Source organism: Plantibacter elymi (nom. nud.) (assembly GCF_900177795.1).
Lineage (GTDB): Bacteria > Actinomycetota > Actinomycetes > Actinomycetales > Microbacteriaceae > Plantibacter > Plantibacter elymi.
This window is the reverse complement of sequence record NZ_FXWJ01000001.1, coordinates 285,437-305,283: the sequence shown is the minus strand read 5'-3', so window position 1 is coordinate 305,283 and position 19,847 is coordinate 285,437. Positions and strand designations below refer to the sequence as shown.

Annotated in this window: 21 protein-coding genes; 11 read left to right on the top strand and 10 right to left on the bottom strand. The window is 68.3% G+C overall.

The window, feature by feature from the left end; genetic code table 11:
- The first annotated feature begins 13 nt into the window (after positions 1-13).
- From CCK91_RS01485 to CCK91_RS01475, 3 genes are all read left to right on the top strand, one after another.
- Complete coding sequence (locus CCK91_RS01485; protein ID WP_086472552.1) at positions 14-595, top strand: uracil-DNA glycosylase family protein; 582 nt, start codon at positions 14-16, stop codon at positions 593-595.
- A 106-nt stretch (positions 596-701) separates the two neighbouring features.
- Complete coding sequence (locus tag CCK91_RS01480) at positions 702-1,694, top strand: phosphotransferase enzyme family protein (protein WP_086472551.1); 993 nt, start codon at positions 702-704, stop codon at positions 1,692-1,694.
- A 208-nt stretch (positions 1,695-1,902) separates the two neighbouring features.
- Entirely contained in the window at positions 1,903-2,385 is a 483-nt protein-coding gene (locus CCK91_RS01475; RefSeq protein ID WP_086472550.1) for a hypothetical protein, read from the top strand.
- Between the two features lie 57 nt (positions 2,386-2,442).
- Here the strand turns inward: CCK91_RS01475 and CCK91_RS01470 are convergent, their stop codons facing one another.
- Positions 2,443-2,802 carry a VOC family protein gene (locus tag CCK91_RS01470; protein ID WP_086472549.1) on the bottom strand — a complete coding sequence of 120 codons (360 nt, stop codon included), beginning with the start codon at positions 2,800-2,802 and terminating at the stop codon, positions 2,443-2,445.
- A gap of 144 nt (positions 2,803-2,946) precedes the next feature.
- Positions 2,947-3,480: a hypothetical protein gene (locus tag CCK91_RS01465; RefSeq protein ID WP_086472548.1), complete on the bottom strand. Its 534-nt coding sequence runs from the start codon at positions 3,478-3,480 to the stop codon at positions 2,947-2,949.
- A gap of 221 nt (positions 3,481-3,701) precedes the next feature.
- On the opposite strand from CCK91_RS01465, the gene CCK91_RS01460 reads away from it, so the two are divergent.
- The 5 genes from CCK91_RS01460 to CCK91_RS01440 all read left to right on the top strand — a co-directional run bounded on the left by CCK91_RS01460 (position 3,702) and on the right by CCK91_RS01440 (position 7,879).
- Complete coding sequence (locus tag CCK91_RS01460) at positions 3,702-4,001, top strand: lactococcin 972 family bacteriocin (protein WP_165766959.1); 300 nt, start codon at positions 3,702-3,704, stop codon at positions 3,999-4,001.
- 63 nt (positions 4,002-4,064) lie between these two features.
- Positions 4,065-6,035, top strand: coding sequence for a hypothetical protein (locus CCK91_RS01455; protein ID WP_086472546.1), 1,971 nt, complete (start codon positions 4,065-4,067; stop codon positions 6,033-6,035).
- Positions 6,036-6,045: 10 nt separating this feature from the next.
- Complete coding sequence (locus tag CCK91_RS01450; protein WP_086472545.1) at positions 6,046-6,729, top strand: ABC transporter ATP-binding protein; 684 nt, start codon at positions 6,046-6,048, stop codon at positions 6,727-6,729.
- 21 nt (positions 6,730-6,750) lie between these two features.
- Complete coding sequence (locus tag CCK91_RS01445) at positions 6,751-7,203, top strand: NUDIX hydrolase (RefSeq protein ID WP_086472544.1); 453 nt, start codon at positions 6,751-6,753, stop codon at positions 7,201-7,203.
- A gap of 217 nt (positions 7,204-7,420) precedes the next feature.
- Positions 7,421-7,879, top strand: a complete 459-nt coding sequence (locus CCK91_RS01440; protein ID WP_086472543.1) for a putative immunity protein — start codon at positions 7,421-7,423, stop codon at positions 7,877-7,879.
- Between the two features lie 70 nt (positions 7,880-7,949).
- On the opposite strand, the gene CCK91_RS19540 is transcribed toward CCK91_RS01440, so the two are convergent.
- The gene (locus CCK91_RS19540; protein WP_165766958.1) at positions 7,950-8,102 is read right to left on the bottom strand and encodes a hypothetical protein; all 153 of its coding nucleotides are present in this window, start codon (positions 8,100-8,102) and stop codon (positions 7,950-7,952) included.
- 45 nt (positions 8,103-8,147) lie between these two features.
- Positions 8,148-8,783, bottom strand: a complete 636-nt coding sequence (locus CCK91_RS01435) for a TetR/AcrR family transcriptional regulator (protein WP_086472542.1) — start codon at positions 8,781-8,783, stop codon at positions 8,148-8,150.
- Positions 8,784-8,846: 63 nt separating this feature from the next.
- Here CCK91_RS01435 and CCK91_RS01430 point away from each other — a divergent pair, with 63 nt between their 5' ends.
- Positions 8,847-9,575 (top strand): NAD(P)H-binding protein, encoded by a 729-nt coding sequence (locus CCK91_RS01430; protein ID WP_086472541.1) that lies wholly within the window; start codon positions 8,847-8,849, stop codon positions 9,573-9,575.
- Here the strand turns inward: CCK91_RS01430 and CCK91_RS01425 are convergent.
- A complete protein-coding gene (locus CCK91_RS01425) occupies positions 9,563-10,552 on the bottom strand; it encodes an aldo/keto reductase (RefSeq protein ID WP_086473114.1) in 990 nt (329 codons plus the stop codon). The two genes, CCK91_RS01430 and CCK91_RS01425, sit on opposite strands and share 13 nt — an antisense overlap.
- Before the next feature lie 135 nt (positions 10,553-10,687).
- On the opposite strand from CCK91_RS01425, the gene CCK91_RS01420 reads away from it, so the two are divergent.
- The gene (locus tag CCK91_RS01420) at positions 10,688-11,350 is read left to right on the top strand and encodes a GNAT family N-acetyltransferase (RefSeq protein ID WP_086472540.1); all 663 of its coding nucleotides are present in this window, start codon (positions 10,688-10,690) and stop codon (positions 11,348-11,350) included.
- A 17-nt stretch (positions 11,351-11,367) separates the two neighbouring features.
- On the opposite strand, the gene CCK91_RS01415 is transcribed toward CCK91_RS01420, so the two are convergent.
- From CCK91_RS01415 to CCK91_RS01405, 3 genes are all read right to left on the bottom strand, one after another.
- Positions 11,368-13,017 carry a sensor histidine kinase gene (locus tag CCK91_RS01415; protein WP_133059906.1) on the bottom strand — a complete coding sequence of 550 codons (1,650 nt, stop codon included), beginning with the start codon at positions 13,015-13,017 and terminating at the stop codon, positions 11,368-11,370.
- A gap of 186 nt (positions 13,018-13,203) precedes the next feature.
- Complete coding sequence (ctlX, locus tag CCK91_RS01410; RefSeq protein WP_086472538.1) at positions 13,204-14,181, bottom strand: citrulline utilization hydrolase CtlX; 978 nt, start codon at positions 14,179-14,181, stop codon at positions 13,204-13,206.
- Between the two features lie 7 nt (positions 14,182-14,188).
- Positions 14,189-15,217 (bottom strand): ornithine cyclodeaminase, encoded by a 1,029-nt coding sequence (locus tag CCK91_RS01405; RefSeq protein WP_086472537.1) that lies wholly within the window; start codon positions 15,215-15,217, stop codon positions 14,189-14,191.
- Between the two features lie 162 nt (positions 15,218-15,379).
- Here CCK91_RS01405 and CCK91_RS01400 point away from each other — a divergent pair, with 162 nt between their 5' ends.
- Positions 15,380-15,811, top strand: coding sequence for an Lrp/AsnC family transcriptional regulator (locus CCK91_RS01400; RefSeq protein ID WP_064293981.1), 432 nt, complete (start codon positions 15,380-15,382; stop codon positions 15,809-15,811).
- A 19-nt stretch (positions 15,812-15,830) separates the two neighbouring features.
- Here CCK91_RS01400 and CCK91_RS01395 read toward each other — a convergent pair whose 3' ends face one another.
- Positions 15,831-18,392 (bottom strand): polynucleotide kinase-phosphatase, encoded by a 2,562-nt coding sequence (locus tag CCK91_RS01395; protein WP_086472536.1) that lies wholly within the window; start codon positions 18,390-18,392, stop codon positions 15,831-15,833.
- Complete coding sequence (locus CCK91_RS01390) at positions 18,389-19,792, bottom strand: 3' terminal RNA ribose 2'-O-methyltransferase Hen1 (protein ID WP_086472535.1); 1,404 nt, start codon at positions 19,790-19,792, stop codon at positions 18,389-18,391. Before CCK91_RS01390 ends, CCK91_RS01395 begins: the two co-directional genes overlap by 4 nt.
- Positions 19,793-19,847 lie beyond the last annotated feature (55 nt).

The window sequence follows — 19,847 nt, the reverse complement described above, 5'->3', positions numbered from 1 at the left end:
GGAGACTGCAGGGATGCATCCGATCGATCGACTCCGAGCCGAGGTCGCCGCGCACGAGTCGAACGCCTGGGCCGGCGAACTCGGCTGGGAACCGCTCTTCGTCGCCTCCCCGGAGGCACGGGTCCTCATCATCAGTCAGGCGCCTGGTCGCCTCGCGCAGGAGTCGGGCATCCCGTGGAACGACCCGAGCGGCGTCCTCCTCCGCTCCTGGATGAGTGTGACCCCCGAGGAGTTCTACGACCCGGCGAACGTCGCGATCGTCCCGATGGACTTCTACTTCCCGGGTAAGGGGACGAGCGGCGACCTGCCGCCACGCCGCGACTTCGCGCCGCGCTGGCATCCGCGCCTGCTCGAGCAGCTGACCGAGGTGCGCCTGACGATCCTCATCGGCGCCTACGCCCAGCGCGCCTACCTCGGACCGCGTGCCGGACGCACCCTGACGGAGAACGTCCGGGCCGCGGAGACCCACCTCCCGCTCTTCCCGATCGTGCACCCGTCGCCGCTCGCGCGCGGCTGGCGCAGCAAGAACCCCTGGTTCCAGGAGGAGACGGTTCCGCTCCTCGCCGCGCAGGTGGGGGCGGCGCTCTCGGCGTGACGAACGGGACCGGTCACCGGGCAGGCGTCGAGGTCGCGAGCAGAGCGTCATCTCGAGGGCGCGCGGTACCCTCGTGCGGCACGAGCTCTGACCGAGAGGGGGAAGCATGACCAGGGTCACCGCACCGCTGCTGGAGATGCTGTGGGAGACGGACGATCCCGCGGAGGTGGTTGCCGCGCGGTTCGGGTTCAGTGATGCCGCCGCGGTCGGCGAATGGGTGGCCGCCACCGTTGGTGATCGCTGGGGACTCGACGTCGAATCGGTCACACAGGTCGTGATGAGTGGTCACAATGCTCTGGCATGGATCAGCGCTCCGTCCGGGTCATTCCTCGCGAAGTGGTCCGTTCTCCCGCCGAGGTTCCCGCGGCTTGCTGCGTTGACGCAGCTCACCGCATGGCTTGGTGAGCGCGGACTCCCCGTTTCAGCACCCGTGCCCTCGGTCGACGGGCGGGTCCAGATACCGATCGACGATAGGACGTCGATGAGTCTCCAACACCAGATCAGCGGTTCGCTGCTGGACGTCACGGACAGGGATCAGGTCATCGCCGCCGGCGCCGCTCTCGCCAGGCTGCACCTGGCGCTGGGGCGATATCCGGACACCGAGGACGTGCGCGGGTTCGCCGATGTGCCGAAGCCGCTTGCGACACGAATCAGCGGTTGGCTGGAATCCGACCGTTCGGGCCTGCTGACGCCATCAGCGCGTGAGAGGTTGATCAGGCTCGTCGACAACTCACCGACCGAGCCGCTGTCGGCACAACTCGTCCACGGAGACTTCCGGGCCGCGAACATCCTGTGCGCAGGACACGACATCGCGGCGGTGTTGGACTTCGAGGAGGCCCGGTTCGATTTCCCCATCATGGAGCTGGCGCAGTCGGCCGTGATGCTCGGAACGCGTTTCCGTGACTGGGGTCCGGTATCGCCCCACGTCCACGCCTGGCTGCTCGAGGGATACGCGTCTGAGCGTCCGCTGACAGCAACTGAGGCAGACTGGTGGAACGTCCTCGTGCTGTGGTTCTCCCTGGTGCTGGTTCCTCCAGCAGAGGATCCAACGGGATGGGGACCGGCCGCCAATGACCTCCTCGTCAGGATCGCCGTCTGAGCTGGATGTTGATCCGCGCAATGGTCGGCCGTGACCGATTGGATCGGTTCATCTGTGTCACTGCTCGGGTGCAGCTCGGAGCCGGTATCACCTCGCGTTGTGGCAGCATCGATTCCGCCGGTGCATCATCTCGGCGCTCTCGACGAGACCAACGGGCCGACGAGGACGCAGAGAAACCGGCATCCGATCCAGCGTTGAGGGGCAGTCAGTGAGCGACGAACCGAACACCGGCGACGGACTGCGGCCGCCGGTCGAACGGCCATCGGGGCCGAGCCCGGTCACAGGGCCCGCCGCGTCGGATCCCGGATCCGTGTCAGCCGCCGACCCTGGAGCAGCCGACCAGGACGGACCGGTCACCGGACGAGCGTCCGGCGTCGGCATCACGCTGCTCCTGTTCGGGCTGCTGGTGGTGAGCTGGCTCGTCCAACTCTCCTTCGCGCTGCAGGGTGAGTTCGGTCCGTCCGAGGACCGGCTCAGTGGCGGCGGAACGCTCGCCGGGTTCGTGCTCGGCGCCGCGATCGCGATCGGTTCGCCCATCGTCGTGCTCATCCTGCAGGCGCGGGTCCACAAGCGGACGCCTCGACACTCGATCGTCGCCGTCATCGGTGCCGTCGTCGTGCTCATCATCGCCGTGCCGATCAACGCCGTGGTGGTGGGCCTCCAGGCCGTGAGCGTCGTCAGCGGCAGCTAGGCGCTCGTGGCCGAGGATATGGGCGCGCGTTCGCGGGCGACGAGGTAGCCGAGGCGGCTATTCGAGGACTTCCCAGAGTTCGATCGGGAGGCCCTCGGGGTCGTGAATGCGGACGAATCGGCCGTATTCCGTCTCCCACTCGGTTCGACGCTCGACGGTGATACCGGCTCCCTCGAGATGCGCCATCAGGGCATCCAAGTCGCTGACGCGAAGGTTGAGCATGAACGGCTGGTCGTGAGCGAACGACTCGCTCGTCCCCGCAACAGGCGCGAAGACGGTCATGCCGGCCTCCTGCATCCAGACGGCGTCTTCGCCCTCCGCGCCGACTTCGATGCCGAGATGCTCGCGGTACCACGCCGCGCGCGCCGACGGGTCATGACTGCGGAAGAACAACCCGCCGATGCCGAGAACGCCCATGGGGTGAGCTTATCGACGCGCTGAACTCCGCGGTCCCGACGCAGGCTCGAGAGCGGTGCTGCGGGACATCAGGACATACGGTGCACGTCCGCTGTCGTCCGTGATGGTCGATTACGGCCCGAACGTGTTCGGCCTCACCTCGCGTCAGCGGGGAATGCCCGCGCGTTCGCAGTCGGCCCACTGCTCCGGCCGGCGCTGCTTGAGCCATGCGGTGAGCTCGCCGTACCCGCGGTAGCCGGTGAACACGGTGAACTGTTTCCTGCGGCGTTCATCCCACGCGGTGAGGCTGATGAAGGTCGGCCCGCCTCCCGGCGACTGTGACCCGAAACGCAGGGTGTGGATGTCGCCGACCTGCCGCTGGCGGTATCGGCCAAAGCCCGACTTCACGTCGAGATGCCGGTCGTATGCCTTGATGCGACCGGCGCCGAGCAACAGACCGAGCACGACGACCAGTCCACCGCCGCCCACGAAGAAGAGCAGGAAGAACCCGAAGTTGGAGACGCCGTCCTCCGCGCCGGACAACAGCTCGCCGAGCCCGCCGAACAGCCCGATCACGGCGACGAGCCCGCCGAGGATCTCGAACATCAGCGACTGGTACCGAGGCCGCCGGACCACGAACAACGGCTGAACGCCCTCCCGCGTCGCCGTGCCACCCCAGGTGTTGATGCTGTCGCTCATCGTTACGCCCCGCCGCCCACGGTACCGGACCGCGCCTCCGGAGTCCGCCCGCGCTACACACCCGTGCGCCGACGTCAACTCCTTGGGGTGCTTCCGGCTCCAGGTTCGTCCTCGACGTCGAGAAGGGATGTCCTCCCAACAGAGGACTAGGCAGACAAAATATATTAGATGTTAATACATTTAGTCGACCGGCAAATTGCTGGTCAGAAATGGAGAACGAGATGCGCTGGAAGCGAGGAGCCGCGATTGTTGCGCTCAGCACGACCCTCGCCGTGGCAGGCGCGGGCTCAGCCCACGCAGTCACGGTCAATCCACCGGAGGGTGGCACCTGGAGTTACGGGACAGACAGCCCGTCGCGGGGGACCTGGTCCGACTATCTTCACCACGGATCGCGCCATCACAGTCTGGCCGGAAACGCGAGCTACGAAAGAAAGAGCCCGGTGGTAAACCTCGGCTACTGGTCCGAGGTGAGCGTCGAGACGTCACTCTGGGGCAATTACGCCAAGTACAACCTCGATTGAACTCGATCTCTGCTCTCGCCCGTCGCACGGGCGAGAGCAGAGCCCTCCTCCGAAAGGTGAACAATGGCTCTCCTCGCTCGCCTCGCCTTGTGCTGCACCGTCCTGCTGACCCTGGGTGCCTGCTACTTGGCGTTCCAAGGCGTCGATGAGGTCACCTTCGACGGCGCTTCCACGGCTGTGGTCGTGCAAAGCATCCCTGCGCAGGCGACGCGCCTCGACGCGATCTCCGCAGTCCGCAAGGCTGCGGAGGCGGAGGGTGTGTCGATCGTGAAGGTCGTGGCGGATCCCGAGGACATCGACCACTCACGGATCGTCCTGACATTCGACGAGGCAGCCGCGGGATACCGGCCGTTCAGCAGCGCGATCCGCACCATCGTGAGGCCGATCGGTGATGGAGGAACGTCGGACCTGCGCGGGTTGTACCTCATCGACGGTTCGGCTCGCCAAGGCGCGCGCATTGTCTCGTCCCTCGAGTCTCTCGGGTACCTCGCCCAGACGGAGTCTCGCAGCCCCCAGGCCTACGTCATGGGGACGATCGCGAAGCAACCGGCGGTCGCGACGATCGGGATGGCCACCCTCCTCGCCGTCGGCTTGGCGCTCGTGTTCCATTCCTCCCAGGCACAGAAGCGCAGAGCCGTCGCGCTCGTCAACGGGTGGAGCGAAGCCCAGTTCGTGCTGGCTGAGCTGCGAGGGATCGCAGTGGTCTTCGGCCAAGCCCTGATCGTGTTCGCTCTTCTGGGCGTTGTCGCGCTCGGTTTCATCAACGGCTGGGCCCAGCTCGGAGGGTTCGTCACCTTCACTGTCCCGATCGTGCTCGTCGTCTTCCTCATCATCTCGGGAGTGGCTCTACTGACACTGCTGCTCCTCCCGAACGAGCCTCTCGCCTCCCTCATCGCGGGGAAGCGTCCGGTGCTCTACCTCGCCGTCGCCGCGGCGATGATCCAGAGCGTGACCATGTGGAGTCTGCTCACCGCGTTCACGAGCGCGAGCTCACAGGTATCGGTCGCGGCAGCATCGGCGGCGGAATTGGACCATTGGCGAGCGTCGACCGACCTGCTCACCCTCAGATTCACTCCGATGTCATCAGAGCTGGAGTGGAAAGCACTCGAGGAGCTCTTCCGCGAAGTCGTCCAGACACTCGATGGATCGGGTCAGCTGTTGCTCGCCGTCCATCCTTCCGTCGTCCGCACCGATGACTACGGAGCCGACGGCAATCGGATCGTCGTGAACAACGAGTTCCTCCGCCGACAGGCCATCATCTCCGAGGACGGCACTCGGGTCGCACCCGTCGCGGAAGAGGCCGATCATCTCACCCTGCTGATCCCCGAGCGGCTGACCGAGCGAATACCGGACATCGTCGAAACATACGAAGACGAGGCGGCGTTCCAGATGTCGCTCGCGGGCCTCGACCCGCACCCGATCACTATCGAGGTCATCCGAGTGCGCGACGGTCAGCGCATCTTCAACTACAGCCAGGATCTGGCTCAACCAGCTCAGGCGGACCCGGTCGTCGCGGTCATCCCGGCGGCATCGGAGGTGCTCTCGTCGGACTTCTACCTCTCAAACGCGTCATCGGGTGGCGTACTCGTCAGCGACGATCAGACCACCCTGGACCTGCTCGATCGTCTCGGGATCACTGCCAGGCTCGCGTCATTGGACACTGCCGCCGACTTCGCGATCGACGCCCTCCAGACCCTCCAGTCCGCGATCCGCGGGTTACAGCTCTCGATCGCGTTCACGGTTCTGGTGCTCGCCTTCTCGGCGACAGTCCTGGCGTCGGCATACTGTCAGGGCCAGAGCCAGGCGATCTTCACCAGATTCACCAACGGCTGGTCGTTCCTCGCCTCGCACCGGACATTTCTCATCTCATCGCTCGGCGGGACCGCACTGCTCCTGTGTGCCGGCGTCATCACGACGACTCCCCATGCCCTCCCGTGGGCAGCCGTCATCCTGGCGGTCGAGTGCATCCTGGTCCTCGGACTGGTCCGCTTGGCCGAACACCGCCTCCGAGGCGATCTCATCAAACGCTACTGAACAGGACATCATGACGACCACCCGCAGCCGGCCACGCCGAGGTCCAGCGCCGGCAGCCATCTCGATCGACGCGCACGACATCCGCAAGACCATCGACGGCCGCCCCATCTGGTCTGGCCTGAGCTTCACCCTCGATCATCCCGGCCTCATCGCGCTCTCCGGTCCGAGCGGATCAGGCAAGACGACGCTCCTGAACTGCCTCGGCCTGCTCGACACGGTCTCAGGTGGGGAGCTCATCATCGATGGGAACGACGTCACGAAGCCACAAGAGGAACGTCGGCGACAGCTCTACCGGCATCGGATCGGTTTCCTGTTCCAGAACTACGGACTGGTCGAGACCTGGACCGCCGATCAGAACATCGCGGTGGCGGCGCGGTTCGTCGCAGCCGGAAAGGAGCGAGTCCGGCTGGCTCGACGGGAGGCACTCGAGCGTGTCGGACTGGCCGGCCGTCATGACGCGAAGATCCACACGCTCAGTGGCGGCGAGCAGCAGCGGGTAGCGCTCGCTCGCCTCATCGTCAAACGTCCCGCGCTGATCCTCGCCGACGAGCCGACGAGCGCACTCGACACGACCAACGCCGCGTTGGTCCTCGACACCCTCCGCGAGCTGGCCGACGATGGCGCGCTCGTCATCCTGGCGACCCACCACCGCAGCGTCATCGAGCGCTGTGACGCGCTCCTCTCCCTGCCGTAAGCGGCATAGGGTTTGACGACCATGAGCCATTTCTCCGTTGTTCCCGCGTCGTATGTCTTCCTGTGCCGCGATCAATCGGTCCTGCTGCAACGACGGCAGAACACCGGCTACATGGACGATTGTTGGTCAGCGGGTGCCGCCGGTCATGTAGAGCTTGGTGAAACTGCGGCGTCTGCCGCAATCCGCGAGGCGAGGGAAGAACTCGGCGTTCAGGTGGCACCCGAGGCACTATCGGCCGTGGCTGTCATGCAGCGCACCGATGGCACAGCGAACCCGATGGAACAGCGCGTCGACTGGTTCTTCGTCTGCGACGTCTGGGGTGGCGAACCACTGATCCGAGAACCGGCCAAGTGCGCAGAACTGTCGTGGTTTCGCCTCGACGATCTGCCGGTCAACCTGCCCGCTCACGAGCGACTTGCAATGGACGCCCTGCGCGAGGGGCGCAGATCAGCGGTCCTCACGTTCGGGTTCTGACCACCCGCAGCGAGACTGTCCGGCCTTCCACCTGTTTCCATACCGTGCCGACCTGATCCTTCGTGACACGCGAACTCCCAGATCAATCCTGGGTGGCGCGCGACCAGTCGAGACCGCCATCGCTTCCGAGCCACTTCCAATACGTACGCGGACGCCTCCCGGACACAAGCTGCGTCGGGCCGATCTTTCTCCGCTCGATCGCTGAGACGATCGGGGAGTGAGCGAAGAGACGAAACCGAAGTGGGCAAACCCTGAGCCGGCGATCCATCACGCGATCGCGCTGTGGGCGGCGAACTGCGCGGAACGAGCTCTACCGATCTTCGAACAACAGCGCCCCGGTGACGATCGACCACGTGCAGCGATCGCGGCGCTCCGCGCCTGGGAGCGCGGCGAGCTTCCGATGACGGCGTGCCGCACCGCTGCGTTCGCAGCACATGCGGCCGCACGCGACGCGACCGAAACAGGAGCATTCGCCGCCGTCGCCGCTGCTCGCGCAGCCGGTCAGGCATGCGCGGTAGCCCACATGTTCGACCACGCTCCGCACGCGGCGACCTACGCCGCGAAAGCCGTGGGCCTCGGCAGAGACGGTCAGCCCGCTCAGGAAGCTGAGCGCGCCTGGCAGTGGGAGAACCTGGCACCCGAGCTGCGCCCGATCGGCTTCCCCAAGGGTCGGTGACCGACCCCGTCCCCGGGACGGCGCCCGAGGGTCGCGACAGCGAAGAGGCCGTTGTCGCATCGAGCCGCCTTTACAGACCGGCGATTTCAGCCGATCGCACGACGAAGTACACGAGGATGGCGACGAATGCCACGACGAGGACGACAGCGGTCCAGAACATCGCGATGCGAAGCCGCCGCGTCTGTGGAGATTCGCCGGGTCGATTCCAGGGTGCGCGAGCCATGGAGCAACCATAGCGGGGGGCGGCCCACGCTGAGCAAGCCGCGGCTCAGGTGCCGAGCTCCCCAATCGCATCGGGAACGGCCGAGGCCGACGCGACGGCCCGAACCACCACGGCGAGGGTCGCGCAGGCCTGAGCTGTCGAGAGGGCCCCGGACAGGACACTTCTGGCGAGGGCGTCCCCGGCGCCGACGATGGCGCTCAACGGTGCCGGGTCGATTGCGCCGGTCCAGGGCTCCAGCGCCTCGCGGCAGATCTCGAGATACGCCAGCTCCGCCTCCGACCGCAGGCCGCTCAAGGTCGTCGAACCCTGGAGAGCGGCCACGACGGCCGCGAGCTCCATCCCCTCAGCGACCCAGCATTCGATGTAGGCCTCGGCGACCAGGTCCGCTACAGCAGCGAGGTCCCGGGGGGCGCCCTCGAGGGCGCGGACCAGGGCGTCTCGCTGATGCGACTCGAAGGCCCGGTAGGCCTCGGACAGCAAGCCCGACAGATCACCGAAGTGGTCGTACGCCACGGGCTTCGTCACGCCGGCGTGCGCAGCCACCCGCGCCAGCGTGACGTCCGCGAGGTCATGCGTGCGGATGAGGTCGCGGAACGCATCGAGCAACTGCGCGTGGCGCGCGTCCCACGAGAGGCGACGTCTCGGCCCAGAGCTGAAGCTGTCATCCGCGGTGGTGTCCATCCCCCAATTCTACCTACTATTGGTAAGTTACTATTGGTACGTAAGAGATCGAGAGGATCACCCATGACGTCACGAGACACCACCGCCGCGACCGAGAACGCATCCCACGACGATTCAGCCGCACCCACCACGCGCGTGTTCATCTTCGGGATCACGGGCAGAGTCGGTCGCCTCCTGGCGACCCGGCTCCGCGCCAGAGGTGTCGTCGTCTCAGGCCTCACGAGGTCGTCGTTGCCGGCTCCCGCCCTCGAGGCCAATGGAGTGACGACCGTCACCGGCGAGCTCGGGGTCGCCACCACGGAGGAGATCACGGCGATGATCTCGGACTGGGACGTCATCGTCTTCGCGGCAGGGTCGAACGCCGGACCCCAGAGCGTGACGGACGATATCGACGACGCGGCGCTCCAGCGCGTGTCGGAAGCGGTCACTGCGTCACCGGGGAAGCGCCTCATACTGCTGTCCGTCATGCCGGAGGCTTGGCGCGAACGGCAACTGAGCGACGACGAAGAACATTACTTCGCCGTCAAGAAGCGGGCGGAGGTCGCGCTCACCCGCGAGCCGATCGACTGGGTCATCCTCCGCCCGTCACTGCTGACCGATGACCCGGCCCGGGGAACGGTCACCCTGGGGCCCGCCGAGCTCCACGACGAGATCACGCGCGAAGACGTGGCTGCGGTCCTCGAGGCACTCATCCTCGAGCCGAACATCAGCCGACGGATCCTCGAACTGAACGCCGGGCCGACCGCCATCACCGAGGCGGTCCGCCGCATCGCACACGCCTACCAGGCGTAGGCCTCCGGGGCCTGGCCACCGGGGCCGGGGAAGAGCTCGTCGAGGGCGGTGAGGTCGTCGGCGCTCAGTTCGATGTCGACTGCTGCGACGGCGGACTCCAGCTGCTCGATCGTGCGCGGTCCGATGATCGGGCCGGTGACGCCGGGCTGGTGCAGGAGCCACGCGAGACCGAGGGACGCCGAGGTCCAGCCACGCTCGGCCGCGAAGCGGTCGTAGGCCTCGAGCTGGTCCTGCTGCTTGGCTCGGGCCTCGGTGATGCGAGACTCGCCCGACCGAGCGCCCTTGTCGGAGGAACCACCGCTCAGCAGACCACCGGACAGCGGCGACCACGGCAGGATGCCGAGCCCGTAGTGCTGCGCGGCGGGGATGACCTCGAGTTCGATCGAGCGCTGCGCGAGGTTGTAGAGCGACTGCTCGCTGACGAGGCCGAGGAAGTGTCGCTGAGCTGCGACCTCGTTCGCCTGCGCGATGTTCCACGCCGCGAAGTTCGAGCTGCCCGTGTAGACCACCTCGCCGCGAGCGACGAGCACCTCCATCGCCTGCCACAGCTCCTGCCAGGAGATGTGCCGGTCGATGTGGTGGAACTGGTACAGGTCGATCCGATCCGTCTGCAGCCGTTCCAGGGAGGCGATCGCCTCACGACGGACCTGCCAGGCCGACGCGCCACGCGCGTTCACGACGTCCGAGCCGTCGTCGTTCGGGGCGACCATGGGCGAGTGGACCTTCGTCGCCAGGACGATGTCGTCACGGACGCCGGGGCGGGCTGCGAACCACCGGCCGATGATCTCCTCCGTCGCGCCCCGACCGGCGCTGCCGCCATACGCGTTCGCCGTGTCGAAGAAGTTGACGCCGAGGTCGAACGCCCGGTCCATGATCGCGAACGAGTCCTCCTCGCTGGTCCGGTCGCCGAAGTTCATGGTGCCGAGCACGATCCGGGAGACCGTCGTCCCCGTGCGGCCGAGGTGCGTGTACTTCATCGTGGAGCCCTTCTCATCGTCGAACCGGGCCGCGATCCCGCGGCGCGTCGAGTGTGTCACGGAAGCCGCCCGCTACACCCCCGGCTCGACAGGGCGGCCTCGACCGGCTACAGCCCGAGGCGATACCGTGGCACGATGCTCAGCCTCACCGACGTCTGGCCGCTCTTCGGCCTGGAGATCCGCACGCCGAGACTCGTCCTGCGCCTCGTGCGCGACGAGGACCTCCCCGGATTGATCGAGGCCGCCCTCGCCGGCGTCCACGATCCCGCCGTCATGCCGTTCTCCACGCCGTGGACCGACCAGCCGCGCGAACAACTCATCCGCGAGACCGCACGGCACCTCTGGACCCAGCGCGCGGGAGCGACGCCGTCGTCCTGGACGCTCAACCTCGCGATCCTCCTGGACGGGACGCCGATCGGTCTGCAGGACATCGGCGCCCGCGACTTCGCCGTCACCCGGACGATCGGGAGCGGTTCCTGGTTGACGCAGGCGCAGCAGGGGAAGGGCCTCGGCGTCGAGATGCGGGCGGGCATGCTCCAGTTCGCCTTCGACCACCTCGACGCGCAGGTCGCGGTGTCGGACGCGGCCGTCTGGAACGGCGCATCGCTCGGCGTCTCGCGTCGACTCGGCTATCGGGACAACGGCCTCCAACGCTTCATCGGGCGGCCAGGCGAGCTCGTCGAGTCGCAGGGCCTCCGACTGCACCGTGACGAGTTCGTGCGACCCGACTGGACCGCCGAGGTCACCGGCCTCGATGCGGCACGGTCGGCGCTCCTCGGCGAGCCGTCAGCAGACTGACGGCGCGAACGTCCGCGTCATCGTGACGGGATGACCGACGGCTCCTGCGGCAGGACGAGGGTCGCAACGGTCGTACCGGGGGCGCCGGCCGTAGCAGGGGTGCTCCGCAGGGTCACGGAACCGCCATGCGCGTCGGCGATCGCCCGCGCAGCCGGCAGGCCGAGCCCCACACCCTGCACCGCCTGGTCCCGGGCGTAGTCCGCCCGGAAGAACTTGTCGAAGGCCTGACGGAGTTCGTCGGCGCTCATCCCGACACCCGTGTCGCTGACGGCCACCTGGGCGTGCCCGGCGCCCGGCTCCACGACCACGTCGACCGTCCCATCGGCCGGCGTGAACTTCACGGCGTTGGCGACGAGCTCGGTGATCGCACGGAGGACCTGCTCGGGATCCGCAGAGACGACCGCCGCCGCGTCGGCGTGCAGTCGGACGACCGGACCGGAGACTCCCGCGGTCGCCGTCTCGATCGCACGCGCGGCGACGTCCGTGAGGTCGATACGGCTCGGCTTGACCTGGACCGTCGAGTCGGATGCGGTCAACAGCTCCTGCACCCGCCGCTCCAGCTCGACCGCGTTGCGCTGGACGACCCGCAGCGCCGGGAGCAGACCGGGGGCGTCGACCTCGGCGTTGTCCATGATCAGTTCGAGGTAGCCGTGGATGGAGGTGAGCGGCGTGCGCAGCTCGTGCGACACCGTCGTGAGGAACGCCTCACGGACGTTGATCGCGTTGGCGAGTTCGGTGACGTCGTGCGCGACGATGACCGTTCCCAGGTGCATGTCCCCGTTGCGCATGACCCGCGCGGAGCTGGCGAGGATCGCACGCTGTTGCCCGGCCTCCCCCACCCATTCGAGATGATTCGAGAGCAGCTCGCCCCGCAGCGCCCTGGGGATGATCTGCTCGTCGAACGGGATGGGTGTCCGACGATCGGCTTGCAAGACGTGTTCCCCGGCGTACGGCGGGGTGTCCAGCCGGAACCCGACGGCGGCGACCATGTCCGCAGCATGCGCGTTCGCCACGCCCAGGGTGCCGTCAGCGGTGTAGAAGGCGACGCCCGCGTCCACCGTCTCGAGGATCGACTCGGCGAGCGCCTCCGCGTCGAGCGCCCTGGCGAGCGAGCGTTCGAGCTGCGCGGCCTGCTCCTGGATGGCATGCCGGCTCCGTCGCAGTTGGCGGGCTCCGATGTTCACGGCGACGGCGATACCGATGGTGAGCATGGGGAGCAGCGCGACGTTGAGCCAGTCCACGGCGGTCTCCGGCGTGCGAGCCCGGAGGACATAGGGAGCGCTGCTGATGAACAGGGTCCCCGCCACGGCCAGGATGATCATCCGCGGGGTGAACCCGAACGCCAACCACAGCACGGGGAAGATGCAGAGCAGGCTCGCGCCCGGAGTCACGCTGATGAGCTCGAGCCGGATGCTCGCGACGGCGAGGAGGTCGAGGACGGCGATGGCGGCCATCGCGTGCGTCGGCCAGCGTTCCCACGGCAGGACAGCTGCGAGGAGGGTGCTGATCGCCGCGAGAGCGGTGCCCGAGAGGACGGCGACCGTGAAGAACCGCTCGGGCAGGACGATCGCGACGAGGATCGCGACGATGCCGAAGGCGATCGCGAACGGGAGCTGTGCGCGGGCGAACACCCGGAATCGGCCGCGTCGAGAGGCTTCATGTTCCAACAGCGGCACGATCGCCCACTCTCTCCAGCTCGGTCAGAGAGGACGTCGGCCGGATTCCACGTCGATCAGCTGATCGACGTCAATCTAACCCATGCGCACGCGGACAGCCATCGTCGCAGGCCTGGAGCGCTCAGCCATCGCGTCGGACGGATGGATTTGCGTTAATCGGATCACCGATCAGTGGAATCAGGAGCGGGCGAGCTGAGGGGTCGGTGCCGCCTTGGATGCGGCAACCGCCGGCCGCCGGTCGAGATGGATCCCGGCGATCATGCAGCGGACGGAACCCCCGGCGAGCTCGATGGTCGGCACGTCCAGTGGCAGGATCCGGCAGCTGCGCTCGATGACCGCCAACTGATCCGCCCGCAGGCTCTGGACGGCGCGACTCGAGATCGCAAGGAGGCGCTCCCCCGTCGCCGATCGCAGCTCGATCGCGTTGCCGGCGAAGTCGCAGACCTGTCCGTAGTCGAGGTCGATGATCGTCCGCCCATGGCCAGTGAGCCGCTCGATCACCTGATCGCGCCGCGCCGGCGAGGCGATCAGGTCGAGGCCGACGAGCGCGAACTCGGTCGCCACGCCCATCATGACGTTGGTGTGGTAGATCGGGACCCCGTGCGGGTCGACCGCGTCGAAGACGAGCGGCTCGTAGCCGAAGTTGGTGCAGAACCGCTCGAGGGCGATCGGGTCGGCCCGGTGGGATCGCGCGACGAACGCCACCCGGGCCGCGTGGTCGAGCACCATCGCACCGGTGCCCTCGAGGAACACGTCGTCGAGCTCCAGCCCCGAGTAGTCGATGACGTCCTGCACGCGGTACTCGCGCTTCAGCATCTCGACGATGTCCCACCGGCGCTCGCGTCGGCGGTTCACCGCGTACATCGGGTAGACCGCGAGGTGCCCGCCCGCATGCGTGGACAGCCAGTTGTTGGGGAAGACGCTGTCCGGGCGGTCCGGGTCCTCATCGTCGAAGAGGTGCACGCGCACCCCGGCGGCGTCGAGCGCCTGGGCCACGGCGGTGACCTCATCGAACGCCGCGTGAGCCACCCCGGCCACGGACGCCGACGGGACGCCGTCCGCGACCTGGAAGACGTTGTCGGCTGCGGTCAGCGGGTTCGGCGTGAACCGGTGCGGCCGGATGAGCACCACGGCCGACGGCGCCTGCACGGACATGTCGGACTCAGCCGACGGGAGAGAGCGCGCCGACGAGTCCGAAGAGGTCCTTCGGGTCGTCGGGGGCGGCGACGAGGTCGATCTCCTCGAAGTACTCGCTGCCGTCGACGGAGTCGCGGAGGAAGCGCAGCGCGGTGAAGTCCTCGATCGCGAAACCGACGGAGTCGAAGAGCGTGATCTGCTCCCGCGAGCTGCGGCCGGGGACGGCGCCCGTGAGGACCTGCCAGAACTCGATCACCGGGAAGTCGGGAGCCATCTGCTGGATCTCGCCCTCGATGCGGGTCTGCGGCGGGAACTCGACGAAGACGTCGGCGCGATCGAGGATCGACGCCTCGAGCTCCGTCTTGCCGGGGCAGTCGCCACCGATGGCGTTCAGGTGCATGCCGGGCTCGACCAGGTCGTTCGTGAGCACGGTCGCGAGCGCCTTGTCGGCCGTGCAAGTCGTGACGACGTCCGCCCCCGCCACGGCGTCCGCGGCACTCGTCCCGATGACGACCTCGAACCCGAGCGGCTCCAGGTTGCGCGCGAACTTGTCCATCGCGAGCGGGTCGACGTCCCAGATCCGGACCGTGTTGATCCCGAGGGCGGCCCGCATGCCGAGGGCCTGGAACTCGGCCTGGCTGCCGGCGCCGATGAGGGCGTGGACGCTCGAGTCGGGGCGGGCGAGGTGCTTCGCGACCATGCCCGACGTCGCGGCGGTCCGGAGGGCCGTGAGGAGCGTCATCTCGGCGAGGAAGGTGGGATAGCCGTTGTGCACGTCGGCGAGGACGCCGAAGGCCGTGACCGTCTGGTAGCCCCGGGCCGGATTGGAGGGGTGGCCGTTCACGTACTTGAAGGCGTACGTCTCGTGGTCGCTCGTCGGCATGAGCTCGATGACGCCGAAGGGCGTGTGGCTCGCGACGCGCGGGCTCTTGTCGAACGACGGCCAGCGGCGGAAGTCGGCCTCGAGGTAGCCGATCATGCCGGCGATGATGCGCTCAGGACGTCGGTCGGCCGTCCAGCGGACCATGTTGCGGACATCGACGAAACGCGTCATGACGTTCCCTTCCAGACGAGTTCGGGCTCGGAGCCGACCGGAGCAGACCACTCGCGGTTGCTTCGAGCCTAGGTTTCGACGATCTGCACTTTCTATTCCAGAGATGCGCGATTTGTGCACAGGTTATGCACAATGTGAGTAACTGCGTTGTACATTGTGTGCATGGCTGCGCTGGACGATCTGGACCGGAGGCTGTTGGCTGCGCTCCGAGCCGACGGCCGTGCGTCGGTCGCGAGCCTGGCCCGGTCGCTCGACGTCGCCCGGGCGACGGTGAACAGTCGCCTGGAGCGACTCATCTCCTCCGGCACGGTGGTGGGGTTCTCCGTCCGGGTGCGCGACGAACTCGACCCCGGCACCATCCGCGCGATCGCGTTCATTGAGGTCGAGGGTCGCACCACCGACCACGTCATCCGCCAGCTCCGCGGCTTCCCGGAGATCAGCGCGCTCCACACCACGAACGGCGGTTGGGACCTCGTCGCGGAACTCCGCACCGAGACACTGACCGACTTCGACCGCGTGCTCGGCGGGATCCGACGCATCGAGGGCGTCGTCAACAGCGAGACGAGTCTCCTGCTGAGTTCCGTCCTCCGCTGACGACCCGCCAGGGCCGACGCTAGAGGCGCGGGTCGATCGGCTCGGACTCCATGGCGAGCACGCCGAAGACGGCCTGGTGCACCCGCCAGGTCGGTTCACCGGCGACGAACCGTTCGACCGCCTCGACGCCGAGCGCGTACTCGCGCAACGCCATCGACCGCTTGTGGCCGATGTCCCGATCGCGCAGGCGCTCGAGGTTGTGCGGCTCCGTGTAGTCGGGGCCGTAGATGATGCGCAGGTACTCGGGCCCGCGCACCTTGATGCCGGGCTGCGCGAGCGACTTCGCACCGCGGACGAGACCGGCCACAGGCTTCACCACCATGCCCTCACCACCCGCACCGGTCAGCTCCTCCCACCACGCGGTCGCGGCGTCCTCGGAGGCCGCCGAGGTGAGGTCGACCTCGATCGAGCGGGTCCGGCGGATGAGCTCCGGGTCGGCGTCCGCCAGACGGTCCGCGACCGCGAGATGCCAGGCGTGGTCGCGGCCCAGGTGACTCGCCCCGGTCGAGGCGAGGAGCTGGAACGGAGCGATCTGCACGCCCTCCAGACCGTTCGAGGGCGCGGTGTACGGGCGGTAGGCCGCAACGTAGGCGTCGGCGGCCTCGGCCCGTCGACGCGTCCGCTCGAGCAGGTCCGAGACGTCGACACCCGTCGCCGCCGCCTGCTCCAGCACGTGCACGGCCGCCGGGAGTGCAGCAGTCGCGGCAGCTCCGACCGAGGCGTACTGGTCGCGGATCAAGCTCTCCGCCTTCACCGACCACGGCAGCAGCTCGCTGTCGACGAGCAGCCAGGAAGCGTCGAGTTCCTCCCAGAGACCGGCGCGCTCCGCGGCGGCGTCGAGCCGGGTCAGGAGCGTCTGCGTCGTCTCCTCGTCGAAGAACGGCCGACCGGTGCGGGTGTGGACGGCGCCTCGCCACCCCGCGGGCGCACCGAAGGGTGCCGGATCACGCGTGAGCAGCACGACGGCTCGCGAGCCCATGTGCTTCTCCTGGCAGACCACCCGATCGAGCCCCTCCCGGCGATACGCCTCGAACGCCTCAGCGGGATGCTCCAGGAGGTCCTTCCGCTGCGAGGTGCTCGGCGGACTCATCGTCGGCGGCAGGTAGACCAGGCGCCGCGGGTCGATCGCGAACCGGCTCATGACCTCGAGTGCGCCGGCCGCCGCGTCCTCGCGGATGCCGACCCGGCCCGAGACGCGGGTTTCGACGACCTGCTTGCCGAGGACGTCGTCGATGCGCAGCAGCCCGGGATCCCGCTGCTCGCCGGCCGGACCGGTCGGGCGGCCGAGCGGCACGACGGGTTCGTACCAGACCTGCTCGGCCGGGACGTCGACGACCTCGCGCTCCGGCCACCGCAGGGCACTCAGCTTGCCGCCGAAGACGCAGCCGGTGTCGAGGCACATCGTGTTGTTGACCCACTCGGCGTCGACGGTCGGCACGTGGCCGTACAGGACGGTCGCCTTGCCCCGGTAGTCCTCCGCCCAGGGCAGTCGCACGGGCAGGCCGTACTCGTCGGTCTCCCCCGTGGTGTCGCCGTACAGCGCGAACGACCGCACTCGACCGGACGCGCGTCCGTGATACTGCTCGATCAGGCCGGCGTGTGCGACCACGAGCTTCCCGTCGTCGAGGACGAGGTGCGCGACGAGCTCGCGACAGAACCGCTCGACCTCGGCACGGAACTCCTCCGGTTCCTCGGCCAGTTGCGCGAGCGACTCGGCGAGCCCATGACTGGTCTGCACCCGCTTGCCCTGCAGCGCGCGGACGAGCTTCGACTCGTGGTTGCCGGGCACGGCCAACGCGTGCCCCGCGCCGACCATCCCCATCGCCAGCCGCAGCACGCCAGGCGTGTCCGGCCCGCGGTCGACGAGGTCGCCGAGGAAGATCGCGCGGCGTCCCTCGGGGTGCGCGGCGTCGATCGGTCGACCCTCCACGTCGCGCTCGATCACGTAACCGAGCTTCGTGAGCAGCGTCTCGAGCTCGCTCCGGCACCCGTGCACGTCGCCGATCGCGTCGAAGGGACCGCGCTCCTGACGGCGGTCGTTGAGCAGCGGCTCACGGACGAACGACGCCTGCGCGATCGCCTCGACCCCGGAGAGGACGTGGACCTTCCGGAAGCCCTCTTTGCTCAGGTGCCGCATCGACCGGCGCAGTTGGTCCTGCTGGCGCTTGATGACGGCCGCGCCGAACGAGCGGTCCTCGCGGACCTCGTTGCGCTCGATGCAGACGCGCTCAGGGACGTCGAGCACCACGGCGACGGGGAGGACGTCGTGGTTGCGTGCCAGATCGATGAGCGACTTGCGCGAGGCCGGCTGGACGTTGGTCGCGTCGATGACTGTGAGGAGCCCGGCGTCCAGGCGGCGCGCGGCCACATCGCGGAGTGCGGCGAAGGCGTCAGCGCTGGCGGCCTGGTTGTTCTCGTCGTTGGAGACGAGCCCTCGGAAGAAGTCGCTCGACAGGGTCTCGAACCGGCCGAATTGCGTGGCGGCGAAGGTCGACTTGCCGGACCCGCTCACGCCGATGAGGACCACGAGCGACAGTTCGGGGATCGGCAGGGCGGCGGGGGTCTGCTCGAGGTCGCTCATGAGATGGCCTTCCGGAAGATGGCGAGCTGCGTCGGCGAGCCGTGCTGCGGGTCGACGTCGCCGACCGTGCGGTGCTCGACGCCGTAGCCATACCGCTCGGCCGCAGCGGTGCACCAGGTCGCGAACTCCTGACGGTCCCACTCGAAGCGGTGGTCCGGGTGCCGGAACGAGCCCGCCGGCAACGAGGGATACAACGCGTTGTATTCGCGGTTCGGCGTCGTGACGATCACGGCTTCGGGAGCCGCAGCACCGAAGATCGAAGCCTCGAGTGCATCGAGGCGCTCGGCGTCGATGTGCTCGACGACCTCCATGAGCACGATCGCGTCGAGTCCGCGCAGCCGGGTGTCCGCGTAGGTCGCCGAGGACTGCAGCAGCTGGACACGCTCTCGGACGCGATCGCTCGCGTCGCGGAGCCCGAGCCGCTGCGACGCGGATGCGAGCGCGCGTGCGGAGACGTCGGTCCCGATCACCGAGGTGACCAGAGGATCCGCCAGCAATCGCGTGAGGAGGGAGCCCTCGCCGCACCCGACGTCGGCGACCGAACGCGCACGCACGTCGGCGAGCGCCTGCACGACCGCCTCGGCGCGCAGGCCGGCGAGCGCCGGGGCACGCTTCGTCTGTGACGCGGTTGCCGCATCGTCCTCGTCGGCACCGGCAGTCCGCGCCTCCGGGTCGAGCTGCGACTGCGCATCGGTGACCATCCGCGACTGGTGCGCGAGATACCGCTTGGTGATCAGGTCCCGGTCGGGGTGGTCCGCCAGCCACCCCTCGCCGGCGCGCAGGAGTTTGCCGACCTCGTCGTCGGAGACCCAGTAGTGCTTGGCGTCGTCGAGCACGGGCAGCAGCACGTAGAGCTGGCGGAGCGCGTCCGCGAGGCGGAGGTCACCGGTCAGCTCGAGGTCGACGTATCGCGAGTCGCCCCACGCGGGGACCGTCGGGTCGAGCGGGATCGCCCGTTCGACGACGGTCCAGCCGAGCGGGCTGAAGAGTCGGGTCGCCAGCTGCTCCAGGCCTCGCGACGGCACCGCGGCGACGGTGATCGTCAGCGGGAGCGCTGCCGCGGCGAGCTCCGGGTGGGATTCGCTGCGGCCGGTCATGGCGCTACGGAACACCTGCCCGATCGCGACGGCGACCATCGACGAGGACGCGTACGGTCGGTCGTTCACGTACTGCGAGAGCGAGGCGCTGTCACCGCCGCCGAAGCGCTTCTGACGGACGAGCGCGATCGCGTCGACCTCGAGCAGCAGGGCGATGGTGCACCGCTCGTCGGTCGCCTCCGGGTAGAACACGTGAGCGCGCCCGACGCTGAGGTCGAAGCTCTGCGCCCGCGCGGGATGCTTGCGGACGAGGTGCCCCAGGTCGGCGGCCGAGGGCGCGGTCGAGGTGATGGTGACGAGCACAGGTCCATCCGTCCGGTCGGCGGCGAGGTTCCTGAAAGCCTAGCGGCGGTCGTGG

Coding starts and splice junctions, on each gene's coding strand:
- CCK91_RS01485 (WP_086472552.1), top strand. CDS start 14: ATGCATCCGATCGATCGACTCCGAGCCGAGGTCGCCGCGCACGAGTCG.
- CCK91_RS01480 (WP_086472551.1), top strand. CDS start 702: ATGACCAGGGTCACCGCACCGCTGCTGGAGATGCTGTGGGAGACGGAC.
- CCK91_RS01470 (WP_086472549.1), bottom strand. CDS start 2,802: ATGGGCGTTCTCGGCATCGGCGGGTTGTTCTTCCGCAGTCATGACCCG.
- CCK91_RS01465 (WP_086472548.1), bottom strand. CDS start 3,480: ATGAGCGACAGCATCAACACCTGGGGTGGCACGGCGACGCGGGAGGGC.
- CCK91_RS01460 (WP_165766959.1), top strand. CDS start 3,702: ATGCGCTGGAAGCGAGGAGCCGCGATTGTTGCGCTCAGCACGACCCTC.
- CCK91_RS01455 (WP_086472546.1), top strand. CDS start 4,065: ATGGCTCTCCTCGCTCGCCTCGCCTTGTGCTGCACCGTCCTGCTGACC.
- CCK91_RS01450 (WP_086472545.1), top strand. CDS start 6,046: ATGACGACCACCCGCAGCCGGCCACGCCGAGGTCCAGCGCCGGCAGCC.
- CCK91_RS01445 (WP_086472544.1), top strand. CDS start 6,751: ATGAGCCATTTCTCCGTTGTTCCCGCGTCGTATGTCTTCCTGTGCCGC.
- CCK91_RS19540 (WP_165766958.1), bottom strand. CDS start 8,102: ATGGCTCGCGCACCCTGGAATCGACCCGGCGAATCTCCACAGACGCGG.
- CCK91_RS01435 (WP_086472542.1), bottom strand. CDS start 8,783: ATGGACACCACCGCGGATGACAGCTTCAGCTCTGGGCCGAGACGTCGC.
- CCK91_RS01430 (WP_086472541.1), top strand. CDS start 8,847: ATGACGTCACGAGACACCACCGCCGCGACCGAGAACGCATCCCACGAC.
- CCK91_RS01425 (WP_086473114.1), bottom strand. CDS start 10,552: ATGAAGTACACGCACCTCGGCCGCACGGGGACGACGGTCTCCCGGATC.
- CCK91_RS01420 (WP_086472540.1), top strand. CDS start 10,688: ATGCTCAGCCTCACCGACGTCTGGCCGCTCTTCGGCCTGGAGATCCGC.
- ctlX (WP_086472538.1), bottom strand. CDS start 14,181: ATGTCCGTGCAGGCGCCGTCGGCCGTGGTGCTCATCCGGCCGCACCGG.
- CCK91_RS01405 (WP_086472537.1), bottom strand. CDS start 15,217: ATGACGCGTTTCGTCGATGTCCGCAACATGGTCCGCTGGACGGCCGAC.
- CCK91_RS01400 (WP_064293981.1), top strand. CDS start 15,380: ATGGCTGCGCTGGACGATCTGGACCGGAGGCTGTTGGCTGCGCTCCGA.
- CCK91_RS01395 (WP_086472536.1), bottom strand. CDS start 18,392: ATGAGCGACCTCGAGCAGACCCCCGCCGCCCTGCCGATCCCCGAACTG.